The sequence below is a fragment of the Pseudomonas sp. genome, assembly GCF_030698175.1.
Classification (GTDB): Bacteria; Pseudomonadota; Gammaproteobacteria; order Pseudomonadales; family Pseudomonadaceae; genus Aquipseudomonas.
On the sequence record NZ_JAUYNT010000029.1, the window covers coordinates 1 to 12,563 of the forward strand.

Consider the following 12,563-nt stretch of genomic DNA (forward strand, 5'->3'; position numbering starts at 1 on the left):
ACCAGAAGGACCGGAGCCGCGATCGCGTAGAAGCTGACGCCGGAGGCCTTCATCGCCAGGATCTCCCGGTCGCTCGAGAGCTTGCCGAACGCCAGCAGCGTGCCGGTCAGCACCGCCATCGGCAGCGTGTAGCTCAGCAGCGAGGGGACCAGCAGCCCGAACATCTGCCCGATCGCCAGAGGGGAGACCCCCTTGTTGATCAAAAGGTCGGTCAGCTTGACGAGGTTGCCGACCAAGAGGACGAACGTGAAGAGCACCAGCGCCATGACGGTCGGCTGGAGCAGTTCCCTGAGGATATAAGTGCGCAGAATCCGCACTAGTCGCGGGCCGCGGTCACGGCCCAGACGCTCTTCGCCCCGGCCGATTTGAGCAGTTTGGCGCAGGCCTCCGCGGTGGCGCCGGTGGTCAGCACGTCGTCGATCAGCGCCACGTGACGGCCCTTGATGGACTGCTCGTCAGTCAGGGCAAAGGCCCGGCGCAGGTTGCGTTTGCGCTCGGCGGCCGTCAGCTGTTGTTGCGCCGGGGTGTCGTGGCTGCGTACTAACAGCTCAGAGGCTTGCGGCAGTTGCAGGCTGTGGCTGAGCCAGTCGGCCAGCATCTGGGCCTGATTGAAGCCGCGTTGCCGCAACCGCTGGCGCGACAGGGGCACTGGCAGCAATAAATCGGCTTTGGCCAGCCCTTCGCTAAAGGCATGTTGCAGATGATGTGACAAAAGCTCGGCGAGCAGACGTCCCAATGGCCATTGCGCCCGATGTTTGAAGCGGGTGATCAGGCTGTCGACCGGGAAGCTGTAACGCCAGGCGGCCTCGACCCGAGTGAAACTCGGTGATCGTTTTAGGCAGGCGCCGCAAGTGAGGCCCGCGCAGGGCAGGGGCAGCGCGCAGTTTAAGCAGTGACTGCCGAGCCACGGCAGTTCAGCTTCACAGTCGCCACACAGGGCAAGCGGGCTGTCGCTGGGTTCGTCGCACAGCAGGCAGTGCTGGTTGGTTTTTAACCAGTTGTAAACCGCCTTGTTGTCTGTTGGTTGACAGCGCATAAAGCTTCCCTAACTATCTATACCCAACAACCTATGCCCAGCCATGGCCAATATCCGTGGGCTGCCATTTCACTTTAGCAGCCAGCGACTACTAATAAGGAACAACCCATGAGCGCCTCCGTCAGCAGTACCGCCCTCAGTTCGAACCTGCGTCACGATTGGTCCCTCGCCGAGGTTAAGGCGCTGTTCGAGCAGCCGTTCAATGACCTGTTGTTTCAGGCGCAAACGGTGCACCGCGGGCATTTCAACGCCAACCGGGTGCAAGTGTCGACGCTGCTGTCGATCAAAACCGGCGCCTGCCCGGAAGACTGCAAATACTGCCCGCAGTCCGGTCACTACAACACCGGCCTGGAGAAAGAGAAACTCCTCGAAGTGCAAAAAGTACTGGAGGAGGCCGCCCGCGCCAAAGCCATAGGCTCGACCCGTTTTTGCATGGGCGCGGCCTGGAAGCATCCCTCGGCGAAAGACATGCCCTATGTGCTGGAAATGGTCAAAGGCGTTAAGGCCATGGACCTGGAAACCTGCATGACCCTGGGCAAGCTCGATCAGGAGCAGACCGCCGCGCTGGCCGGCGCCGGGCTGGATTACTACAACCACAACCTCGACACCTCGCCGGAGTTCTACACCAGCATCATCACCACCCGCACTTACGGCGAGCGCCTGCAGACTCTGGGTTATGTGCGCGATGCCGGGATGAAGATTTGCTCCGGTGGCATCTTGGGCATGGGCGAGTCGCTGGACGACCGCGCAGGATTGCTGATTCAACTGGCCAACTTGCCCGAGCATCCCGAGTCGGTGCCGATCAATATGCTGGTGAAGGTTAAGGGCACGCCGCTGGAGAATGCCGACGATGTCGATCCGTTCGACTTTATCCGCATGCTGGCCGTGGCGCGCATCCTTATGCCGCAGTCCCATGTACGCCTGTCGGCGGGTCGTGAGGCGATGAACGAGCAGATGCAGGCGCTGGCGTTTTTGGCCGGGGCCAACTCGATCTTCTACGGCGACAAGCTGCTGACCACCGCCAATCCGCAAGCCGACAAGGATATGCAGCTGTTCGCCCGCCTCGGCATCAAGCCGGAAGCCCGTGAAGAGTACGCCGACGAAGTGCATCAAGCCGCCATCGAGCAAGCCTTGATTGAGCAGCGCGGTTCGCAGCAGTTCTATAACGCCGCCTCGGCCTGATCCGCTTTTGCTGAGGTGATTCCTATGTCTTTCGATCTAACCACTCGCCTCAGCGAACGCCGCACCGCCCATCTGTATCGCCAGCGCCCCCATCTGCAAAGCCCGCAGGCGCCGCTGGTGCGGGTCGATGGTCAGCCGCTGCTGGCCTTTTGTTCGAATGATTATCTGGGGTTGGCCAATCATCCCGAGGTGATCACCGCCATGCAGCAGGGCGCGGCCAAGTGGGGCGTGGGCGGCGGCGCTTCTCACCTGGTGATCGGTCACAGCAGCCCGCACCATGAGCTGGAAGAGGCGCTGGCCGAGTTCACCGGCCGCCCGCGCGCCTTGCTGTTTTCCACCGGCTATATGGCCAACTTGGCCACCGTCACGGCGCTGGTCGGGCGTGGCGATACGGTGCTGGAAGACCGGGTCAATCACGCCTCGCTGCTGGATGCCGGTCTGCTGTCCGGCGCCCGGTTCTCCCGTTATTTGCACAACGATGCGGCCAGCCTCGCCAATCGCCTGGATAAGGCCAGCGGCAATTGCCTGGTGGTGACCGACGGGGTGTTCAGCATGGACGGCGATTTGGCCGATTTGCCGGCACTCTGTGCCGAGGCCAAGAAAAAAGACGCCTGGCTGCTGGTGGATGACGCCCATGGCTTCGGCCCGCTGGGCGCCACGGGTGGCGGCATAGTCGAGCATTTCGGTTTGGGCCTGGAGGATGTGCAGGTGTTGATCGGCACCCTCGGCAAGGGCTTCGGCACCGCCGGCGCCTTCGTGGCCGGCAGCGAGGAACTGATCGAAACCCTGATCCAGTTCGCCCGGCCCTACATCTACACCACCAGCCAACCGCCGGCGGTGGCCTGTGCGACGCTGAAGAGCCTGGAGTTGCTGCGCAGCGAAGGCTGGCGCCGCGAGCACCTGAATAAATTGATTGCGCGCTTTCGCCAGGGTGCGGCCGAGATCGGCCTAAGCCTGATGGACAGCTTCACGCCGATCCAGCCGATTCTGATCGGCGACAGCGCCCGCGCCCTGCAACTGTCGGCCATGCTGCGTGAGCGTGGTTTGTTGGTCACCGCCATTCGCCCGCCGACCGTGCCGGCCGGCAGCGCCCGTCTGCGGGTGACCCTTAGCGCCGCCCATAGCGAGGCACAGTTGGAGCAATTGCTCGAGGCTCTGGCCGACTGTTGGCCGCTTTTGGCTGTGCCTGAGTCGATGGAGGCTGTGCATGCGTAATCGGCTGATTCTGTTGCCCGGCTGGGGCTTGGGAAGCGCGCCGCTGGAGCCTTTGGCGGCCGCGTTGCAAGGCTTGCAACCGAACCTACGGGTGCAGATAGAGCCGCTGCCGGCACTCGATTCGGCGGATGTGAACGAATGGCTGGATGAGCTGGATGCCAATCTACCTGAGGATGTGTGGCTTGGCGGTTGGTCGCTAGGCGGCATGCTCGCCACTGAGCTGGCGGCGCGCCGTGGCGAACGTTGTTGCGGGCTGATCACCCTGGCCAGCAACGCTTGTTTTGTCGCCCGTAGCGATTGGCCCCAGGCGATGCCGGAGGCGGTCTTCGCGGCGTTTTTGGCCAGTTGCGAGCAGAGTGCCGAGAGTTGCCTGAAGCGCTTTAGCCTGCTCTGCTCCCAAGGCGCCACCGATTCGCGCGGCCTGGCCCGCTTGCTGGCGGCCAGCGCGCCCCGCAGTTCGGCGGCTGAGCTGTTGGTTGGTTTGCAGCTGCTCGAGTGCATGGACACGCGGGCGGCGTTGCAGGCCTATCGCGGCCCGCAGTTGCATCTGTTCGCGGCCGCCGATGCTTTGCTGCCGACGGAGGTCGCCGGCGCGCTGCTGGCGCTGGTGCCGGATGTTGAGGTCGGTCTGATTGAGCAGGCCAGCCACGCCTTTGTGCTGGAGCGGCCCCACGAAGTGGCGGCGGCGCTGGCGGCCTTTATGGGTGAGGCCAAGGATGATTGAGCTGGCCAAGGTAATAAAAGGCTGCGGCGTGCTTGGGCGGATACTTATGTCTGGGCGAGGCCAAGGATGACTGATTTAGCTCACGTCCTGCCGGGCTTACCAGACAAGCGCCAGGTGGCCGCCTCGTTCTCACGTGCCGCCGACAGTTACGACAGCGTGGCCGGACTGCAGCGCAGCATTGGTCATGAGCTACTAAACCGTTTGCCGAGAGATCTGGCGGCTAACTGCTGGCTGGATCTGGGTTGCGGCACCGGCTACTTCAGTCGCGTGTTGGCGCAACGCTTTGGCACGGGTGCAGGCGTGGCCGTGGATATCGCCGAGGGCATGCTCAAGCACGCCCAACCCTTGGCGGGCGCGGCGCATTTTATTGCCGGCGATGCCGAATCGTTGCCACTGCGCAGTAGCAGCCGCGATTTGATTTTCTCCAGCCTGGCGCTGCAGTGGTGTGGCGACTTTGCCCAGGTGTTGGCCGAGGCGCGGCGGGTGCTGCAACCGGGTGGCGTGCTGGCGTTTAGCAGCCTGTGCGTCGGCACCCTGCATGAGTTGCGCGCCAGTTGGCAGGCCGTGGATGGCTTGAGCCATGTGAATCAGTTTCGCCATTTTGCCGACTACCAACGGCTCTGCGCCGCCAGCGACTTGCGGGTGCTGAGTCTGCAGACTCGGCCGCAGGTGTTGCACTACGCCGAGGTGCGCGATCTGACCGGTGAGTTAAAAGCCCTGGGTGCACACAATCTCAATCCCGGTCGTCCAGGCGGGCTGACTGGGCCGGCGCGCCTGCGCGGGTTACTGGCCGCCTATGAAGGGTTTCGCCAACCGCAAGGGTTACCCGCCACTTACCAAGTGGTGTATGCCGTGCTGCAAAAGGAGCATTGAAATGCCTGTGGCCTTCTTTATTGCCGGTACCGATACCGATGTCGGCAAAACCACGGTCGCCGCCGGGCTGCTGCGTGCCGCGCGGCTGGCCGGTATGAGCACCGCCGCAGTCAAGCCGGTGGCGGCTGGTTGCGAGCTGACGGCCGACGGCTTGCGTAACAGCGATGCGCTGGCCTTGCTGGCCGAGTGTTCAGAGCCGCTGCGTTACGCCGAGGTCAATCCCTTCGCCTTTGCCCCGGCGATTGCCCCGCATCTGGCGGCCAGTGAGGTGGGGGTAACCTTGGAGGTGGCCACCCTTACGGCTGCCGTACAGGCAGTCTTAGACCGGCGGGCGGACTTCACCTTGGTCGAAGGCGCTGGCGGTTGGCGGGTGCCACTGAATAAGTCGGCAACCTTGGCGCAGCTGCCGATAGCACTACAGCTGCCGGTGATTGTGGTGGTGGCGGTGCGCCTAGGTTGTATCAATCACGCCTTGCTGACGGTCGAGGCCATCGAGCGCGACGGCCTGCGCGTGGCTGGTTGGGTGGCGAATCTGCTTGAGCCGCAAATGCCACGCCTGGAGGAAAATATTGCCGCCCTCGAGGCGCGTCTGAATGCGCCCTGCCTGGGGCGAATCCCCTTGCTCGCTGAGCCCTCGGCGGCAAACGTGGCGCGCTACCTTGACCTCGGTCTACTTAATATCCAGCGATAAGCAGTGGTCGGCTGATTGCTCTTTGCTTGTATATTTTTTGCGCAATCTCGGTTCAAATTGAAGCTGAAGTTCTTCCCTGTAGGGAGCGTCGCCATGCAAATTTCTGCCAGTAGTGCCTTTAATTCGGGGCTGAGCAGCGTTCAGAGTGGTCAGCAACGGGTTAATCAGGCCGCTACTGATATCGCCAGCGCTAGTCTGCCCAAACCGGTGGCGGAGTCGGCCGCGCCTAGTCCGAGCAATAGCCAAGCGCAACAGGTCGATCTGGCCAGCAGCGTGGTTGATCTGCAAATAGGTGAGCAGCAGGTGCAAGCCGGCGCCAAGGTGATCAAAACGGCCGACGATGCGCTGGGTACCTTGCTGGATCTTCACGCATAAAACCATTTCTTGGCCTCCCGCCAGAGCGAGGAGGGGTTAGATGAACGTCGGTGGGTTAGGTCATTTTGCGACAGCTGCCTCGGTGGCCCTGCCCGCGCGTGCGTCGTTGCGCTCAGTAACGGCTGAGTCGCTCCTTGGGCTGGCCTCCCCATCCCCTTCAGCATCGTCTGCTGCGGTGCAGCCTGAGTCTGATAGTTCAGCAACTGTCGATGCCGCCGGTCGACCGGTCGTAACTCCCGCGCAAGAGCAACTAATCCAGCAGCAAGTTGCCCAGCTAAGCCGTCGTGATCGCGAAGTGCGTGCCCACGAACAGGCCCATGCGTCAGTCGGTGGTAATTACGCCGGCGGACCAACCTACATCTTCAAACGTGGCCCCGATGGTCGAACCTATGCGGTCGGCGGCGAGGTCAGTATCGACGCTAGCGCCATAGCCAATGACCCGGCCGCCACCCTGCGCAAAATGGAACAGGTCGCGCGTGCGGCATTGGCGCCGGCCGAACCCTCCGGGCAAGACCGGCGGGTGGCGGCGCAAGCTCAGGTGCTCGCCGCTCAGGCGCGCGTCGAGCTGGCGGTGCAACAGCGCGATGCGGCGGCCAGCGCCATTGCCGAGCGCAAAGCCCTGGCGGCGCAAGATGAGCAAGACGAGTCAGAGCAACAAACCGAGCAAGCGACAAAAACAGATCAGCAGGACGCGGATTTAGCGCCTAGTCTGCAGCTGTACCGCCGCTTAGGTCTGCCGCAGGAGCCAGCGTCGGTGCTTAATGAGGTTGCCTAAATAGCCTGCGGTCGATGCTTGACAAGGTCCTGGCGTAAACGTATGTTTCAAACGCCTGTTTGACTGCTGGCCCGCATGTAGTCTATCGGGTCGCTGGGAGTGATCCCGCCAACGACTGGCAAGCCGGTCACCCTAATTCGCAATTTACAGCAGAGGTTATTCGCTATGCCTGATTACAAGGCCCCCTTGCGTGATATTCGTTTCGTTCGTGACGAATTACTTGGCTACGAAGCGCATTATCAAAGTATGCCGGCTTGCCAGGACGCTACCCCAGACATGGTCAACGCCATCCTTGAGGAAGGCGCCAAGTTTTGTGAGCAGGTAATTGCCCCGCTGAACCGCACCGGCGACATCGAAGGTTGCACCTGGAGCGAGTCGGGCGTTAAAACCCCGTCGGGTTTCAAATTAGCCTACCAGCAGTACGTTGAAGGCGGCTGGCCAAGCCTGTCTCACGATGTCAATCACGGCGGCCAAGGCCTGCCTGAGTCGCTGGGCTTGGTGCTGAGCGAGCTGGTTGGCGAAGCTAACTGGTCGTGGGGCATGTACCCAGGTCTGTCGCACGGCGCCATGAACACCATCGCCGAGCACGGCACCGCTGATCAGAAGCACACTTACCTGACCAAACTGGTGACTGGCGAGTGGACCGGCACCATGTGCCTGACCGAATCCCATTGCGGTACTGACTTGGGCATGTTGCGCACCAAGGCTGAGCCTCAGGCTGACGGCTCGTACAAGGTTTCTGGCACCAAGATCTTTATCTCGGCTGGCGAACACGACATGGCCGAGAACATCGTCCACATCGTATTGGCACGCCTACCTGATGCCCCAGAAGGCACCAAGGGTATTTCGCTGTTTATCGTGCCTAAGTTTATGGCCAACGAAGACGGTACTGCTGGCGCACGTAACGCCGTTTCTTGTGGCTCGCTCGAGCACAAAATGGGCATCCACGGTAATGCGACTTGCGTGATGAACTTTGACGGCGCCACCGGTTACCTGATCGGCCCAGCCAACAAAGGCCTGAACTGCATGTTCACCTTTATGAACACGGCCCGTCTGGGTACTGCTCTGCAAGGTCTGGCCCACGCCGAAATCGGTTTCCAGGGTGGCCTGCAGTACGCTCGTGACCGCCTGCAAATGCGCTCGCTGACTGGCCCGAAAGCGCCGGACAAAGCCGCTGACCCGATCATCGTGCATCCTGATGTACGCCGTATGCTGTTGACCATGAAGGCTTTTGCCGAAGGCAGCCGCGCCATGGTGTACTTCACGGCCAAGCAAGTTGATATCGTTAAGTACAGCGAAAACGAAGCAGACAAAAAAGCCGCCGATGGCTTGTTGGCTTTCCTCACCCCAATTGCTAAAGCCTTTATGACTGAAGTGGGCTTTGAGTCGGCTAACCACGGCGTGCAAATCTACGGCGGCCACGGTTTTATCGCCGAGTGGGGCATGGAGCAGAACGTTCGCGACAGCCGTATTTCCATGCTGTACGAAGGCACCACCGGTATTCAGGCACTGGACCTGCTCGGCCGTAAAGTTCTGCAGACCCAAGGCGAGGCCCTCAAAAGCTTCACCAAGATCGTCCACAAGTTCTGCCAAACCAATGAAGCCAACGATGCTGTTAAAGAGTTCGTTGCACCATTGGCCGCGCTGAACAAAGAGTGGGGCGAGCTGACCATGAAAGTGGGCATGGCTGCGATGAAAGACCGCGAAGAAGTCGGCGCCGCCTCGGTGGACTTCCTGATGTATTCCGGTTACGTCTGCCTGGCTTACTTCTGGGCCGACATGGCGCGTCTGGCTGCCGAAAAACTGGCTGCCGGCACTGACGAAGAGGCGTTCTACACCGCCAAATTGCAGACTGCGCGCTTCTACTTCCAGCGTATCCTGCCGCGTACCCGTGGCTTGGTGGTCACCATGGTTTCCGGTGCCAGCAACTTGATGGATATGAAAGAAGAGAACTTCGCGCTGGGCTACTAAGTTGTAATCAGCTGAGTGGTTAGACGCCAGATTGCACTGGTGTCGAATAAAAAATGCCGCTGGCCTTCGGGTCAGCGGCATTTTTCGTTGCGGGCGATTAAATCGGCTAAAAACTCAGGTTTGCGATCTGCAACCTGTGCCTTGCGGGCCGTCTGCAGGCAAAATGGGCGCTGACATTCGTGCGGGTTAGCTGGGAGTTTTGCCGTGTTGCGCTTTACTGCTGTGCGCCTTGGGCATTTCCTGCCGTCGTTGCTGCTGCTCGTCGGCGGGCTGTTGGCCGCCAGTCTGGCGACCCTGAACGAGTTTTTTAACTCGCTGTTTAATGTCTTGCCGACCCTGCTGCTATTGCTCGGCGGCACTTTTTGCATGGTCTACAGCCGCCAGCGTGAGTTGTTTTTGTTGCTGACGGTGTACCTCGGCTACTTCTTACTCGACAGCCAAACCGACTATTTCCGCGCCAATGGCCGGGTGCGTGACGACGCGGCGCTGATCTTTCATCTGTGCAGTTTGCTGTTGCCGCTGCTCTATGGCCTGTACGCCGCCTGGCAGGAGCGCACCCAGCTGATACAAGACTTGGTCGCCCGCGCCGCCGTGTTGTTTGCCGTGGTCGGCGTGGCGGCGGCACTCGAGCAGCGTTACCCCGTAGAGGTGTTGAGCTGGCTGGCGGACATCCGCTGGCCGGCCTTGCATGCTGGTTGGATGAACCTGATTCAGCTGTCTTATCCACTGTTTGCGGTGGCGGCGCTGCTGTTGCTGGTGCAATACCTGCGCCATCCCCGGCCCTTGCATGCGGCGCAATTAGTTGGCCTGCTCGGCTTGTTGTGGATGCTGCCCAAGGTGTTTATCGAGCCGCAGGCGCTGAACATCATGAGTAGCCAGGTGATGCTGATGATCGCCGTGGCCGTGGCGCACGAGGCGTACCAAATGGCCTTTCGTGATGAGCTCACCGGCTTGCCCGGCCGTCGCGCGTTGAATGAACATTTGCAGCGGCTGGGGCGCAATTACGTGCTGGCGATGGCGGATATCGATCACTTTAAAAAATTCAACGACACCCACGGTCACGACGTCGGCGATCAGGTGTTGCGGCTGGTCGCCCAGCAACTGGGCAAGATCGGTGGTGGCGGCAAGGCCTATCGTTACGGTGGTGAGGAGTTCACTTTGGTGTTTCCGGGCAAGACCATTGAGCAGTGTCTGCCGCATCTGGAGGTGGTTCGGGCGGCGGTTGAGGCTTATCACCTGCAGTTGCGCGAATCCGCCAGGCGTCCCCATGATGATCAGCAGGGCCGGCAAAAGCGCGGGGTTAAAAGCGCCGGCAGTGTGGCCGTGACCGTCAGCATCGGCGTCGCCCAGCGCCAAGCTGCGCAGCCTAATCCCGAAGATGTACTCAAGGCGGCGGACAAGGCCCTGTATGAGGCCAAAAACGCCGGGCGCAATAAGGTCATGGCGCTCGGGCAAGTGCGCCGCGGAGCGGTGCGGGTGACAGCTGCGCAAGCCTGAATACGCAGTTAGCTGCCGGCTGTCGCTGTTATTGGCGGGCAAGGGTGGCGAGCTAAACTGACTGGAGCGTGGCTCGCGGCGTGACTTAATATTGATACGCGGTCACAAGTCGACCCTTTTGCTCATTGTTGTTGGTCGGGTACAATTGCCGCTGATTTAAATGGCGATCCTGCCAGTCTTTTTCGAGAGGTTCACATGGCTGATTACAAAGCGCCCCTGCGCGATATGCGCTTCGTCCTCAATGAAGTTTTTGAGGTGGCTAAGCTGTGGGCACAGTTGCCAGCCATTGCCGAAGTGGTGGATGAAGAAACCGCCGCCGCTATTCTCGAAGAAGCCGGCAAAGTCACTGCAGGCATTGTCGCGCCACTTAACCGTAGCGGCGACGAAGAAGGCTGTGGCTGGACCGATGGCGCGGTAAATACCCCGGCCGGCTTTCCGGCGGCCTACAAAACCTACGCCGAAGGCGGTTGGGTTGGCGTTGGCGGTGACCCGCAGTTCGGCGGAATGGGCATGCCCAAGGCAATTTCGGCGCAAGTCGAAGAGATGGTCAACTCGGCCAACCTGTCCTTCGGTCTGTACCCGATGCTGACCGCTGGCGCTTGCCTGTCGATCAACGCCCACGCCAGCGAAGAGCTGAAAGAAGCCTATCTGCCAAATATGTATTCGGGCGCTTGGGCGGGCTCCATGTGCCTGACCGAGCCGCATGCCGGCACCGACCTTGGCATCATTCGCACCAAGGCCGAGCCACAGGCTGACGGCAGCTACAGCATCAGCGGCACCAAGATTTTCATCACCGGTGGCGAGCACGACCTCAGCGACAACATCATTCACCTGGTATTGGCCAAGCTGCCGGACGCGCCAGCGGGGCCGAAAGGCATCTCGCTGTTTTTGGTGCCAAAATTCATGGTCAATGCCGATGGCTCCTTGGGCGCCAAGAACAGCCTCTCGTGCGGTTCGATCGAACACAAAATGGGCATCAAGGCCTCGGCTACCTGCGTGATGAACTTTGACGGCGCCGTCGGTTACATCATCGATGCGCCGAACAAAGGCCTGAACGCCATGTTCACCATGATGAACTACGAGCGCCTGGGTGTCGGCGTGCAAGGTTTGGCCTTGGGTGAGCGTTCGTACCAGAACGCCATCGAATACGCCCGCGACCGCATCCAGAGCCGCGCGCCGACCGGCCCCGTGGCTAAAGATAAAGTCGCCGATCCGATCATCGTGCACCCAGACGTGCGCCGCATGCTGCTGACCATGAAGGCCTTGAACGAAGGCGGCCGGGCCTTCTCCAGCTATGTGGCGATGCAGCTCGACACTGCCAAGTTCAGTGAAGACGCCACCACCCGCAAGCGCGCCGAAGAGTTGGTTGCCTTGCTAACGCCGGTGGCCAAGGCCTTCCTGACCGACATGGGGCTGGAAACCACCGTGCACGGCCAGCAGATTTTCGGCGGTCACGGCTTTATCCGTGAGTGGGGCCAGGAGCAGCTGATCCGCGATTGCCGCATCACCCAGATCTACGAAGGCACCAACGGCATTCAGTCCCTCGACCTGGTGGGCCGTAAGATCGTCGGCAATGGCGGCGTTATGTATAAGCACTTCGCCGACGAGATCAAAGCCTTTATCGGCAGCGCCGATGCCTCGCTGGCCGAGTTCGTTGAGCCGCTTAAGGCGGCCATCAACAACCTCGACGACTTGAGCGCCTGGCTGCTCAACAGCGCCAAGAGCAACCCGAATGAAATCGGCGCGGCCTCGGTTGAGTACCTGCAAGTGTTCGGCTACACCGCCTACGCCTACATGTGGGCCTTGATGGCCCGCACCGCACTGGCCAAGCAGGATCAGGACGAGTTCTACGTCAGCAAACTCGGCACCGCGCGCTTCTACTTCGCCCGCCTGCTGCCGCGCATCCACTCCCTGACCGCCTCGGTCAAGGCCGGCAGCGAGTCGCTGTATCTGCTCGACGCTGCGCAGTTCTAAGCAGTGCCAAACAGTTGGCGACACTTTTGAGTCGTTAATGCTGAGATGAGTTACGAAGAAGCCCGGCAGGCTAAAACCTGCCGGGCTTTTTCGTTTCTTGCCGATAGGTGGCGAGATGTTGCCAAGTCTGCCCTGATTGGTTACTGGGCTCGCTAGGCAATGTCGAGAAGCTGTTCGATGCGCTTGGGGTGGTGTTTTGTGTCTGTCGGGTCCATGCCGAGCCTATACCGGCGGCTACAAATGCGCAGTT

General features: G+C 60.9%; 12 protein-coding genes. 10 read left to right on the plus strand and 2 right to left on the minus strand.

What is annotated here, in order from left to right:
- Nucleotides 1-266: LptF/LptG family permease (locus Q8R10_RS15460; RefSeq protein ID WP_305654741.1), on the minus strand; the 266-nt coding region annotated here is incomplete at its 3' end.
- A 50-nt stretch (nucleotides 267-316) separates the two neighbouring features.
- On the minus strand, nucleotides 317-1,036 hold the full coding sequence (locus Q8R10_RS15465; RefSeq protein ID WP_305654742.1) for a ComF family protein: 720 nt from the start codon (nucleotides 1,034-1,036) through the stop codon (nucleotides 317-319).
- 108 nt (nucleotides 1,037-1,144) lie between these two features.
- On the opposite strand from Q8R10_RS15465, the gene bioB reads away from it, so the two are divergent.
- From bioB to Q8R10_RS15515, 10 genes are all read left to right on the plus strand, one after another.
- Nucleotides 1,145-2,218, plus strand: coding sequence for a biotin synthase BioB (gene bioB / locus Q8R10_RS15470; RefSeq protein ID WP_305654743.1), 1,074 nt, complete (start codon nucleotides 1,145-1,147; stop codon nucleotides 2,216-2,218).
- A 24-nt stretch (nucleotides 2,219-2,242) separates the two neighbouring features.
- The gene (gene bioF, locus Q8R10_RS15475) at nucleotides 2,243-3,433 is read left to right on the plus strand and encodes an 8-amino-7-oxononanoate synthase (protein WP_305654744.1); all 1,191 of its coding nucleotides are present in this window, start codon (nucleotides 2,243-2,245) and stop codon (nucleotides 3,431-3,433) included.
- Nucleotides 3,426-4,157, plus strand: a complete 732-nt coding sequence (locus tag Q8R10_RS15480) for an alpha/beta fold hydrolase (RefSeq protein ID WP_305654745.1) — start codon at nucleotides 3,426-3,428, stop codon at nucleotides 4,155-4,157. Before bioF ends, Q8R10_RS15480 begins: the two co-directional genes overlap by 8 nt.
- 66 nt (nucleotides 4,158-4,223) lie before the next feature.
- Nucleotides 4,224-5,030 carry a malonyl-ACP O-methyltransferase BioC gene (bioC, locus tag Q8R10_RS15485; RefSeq protein ID WP_305654746.1) on the plus strand — a complete coding sequence of 269 codons (807 nt, stop codon included), beginning with the start codon at nucleotides 4,224-4,226 and terminating at the stop codon, nucleotides 5,028-5,030.
- A 1-nt stretch (nucleotide 5,031) separates the two neighbouring features.
- The gene (bioD, locus tag Q8R10_RS15490) at nucleotides 5,032-5,721 is read left to right on the plus strand and encodes a dethiobiotin synthase (RefSeq protein ID WP_305654747.1); all 690 of its coding nucleotides are present in this window, start codon (nucleotides 5,032-5,034) and stop codon (nucleotides 5,719-5,721) included.
- Nucleotides 5,722-5,814: 93 nt separating this feature from the next.
- The gene (locus Q8R10_RS15495) at nucleotides 5,815-6,096 is read left to right on the plus strand and encodes a hypothetical protein (protein WP_305654748.1); all 282 of its coding nucleotides are present in this window, start codon (nucleotides 5,815-5,817) and stop codon (nucleotides 6,094-6,096) included.
- A 40-nt stretch (nucleotides 6,097-6,136) separates the two neighbouring features.
- Entirely contained in the window at nucleotides 6,137-6,871 is a 735-nt protein-coding gene (locus tag Q8R10_RS15500) for a putative metalloprotease CJM1_0395 family protein (protein ID WP_305654749.1), read from the plus strand.
- 165 nt (nucleotides 6,872-7,036) lie between these two features.
- Nucleotides 7,037-8,842, plus strand: a complete 1,806-nt coding sequence (locus Q8R10_RS15505) for a phenylacyl-CoA dehydrogenase (protein WP_305654750.1) — start codon at nucleotides 7,037-7,039, stop codon at nucleotides 8,840-8,842.
- 204 nt (nucleotides 8,843-9,046) lie between these two features.
- Complete coding sequence (locus Q8R10_RS15510; RefSeq protein ID WP_305654751.1) at nucleotides 9,047-10,339, plus strand: diguanylate cyclase; 1,293 nt, start codon at nucleotides 9,047-9,049, stop codon at nucleotides 10,337-10,339.
- A 195-nt stretch (nucleotides 10,340-10,534) separates the two neighbouring features.
- Nucleotides 10,535-12,313 carry an acyl-CoA dehydrogenase C-terminal domain-containing protein gene (locus tag Q8R10_RS15515; protein WP_305654752.1) on the plus strand — a complete coding sequence of 593 codons (1,779 nt, stop codon included), beginning with the start codon at nucleotides 10,535-10,537 and terminating at the stop codon, nucleotides 12,311-12,313.
- The last annotated feature ends 250 nt before the right edge of the window (nucleotides 12,314-12,563 follow it).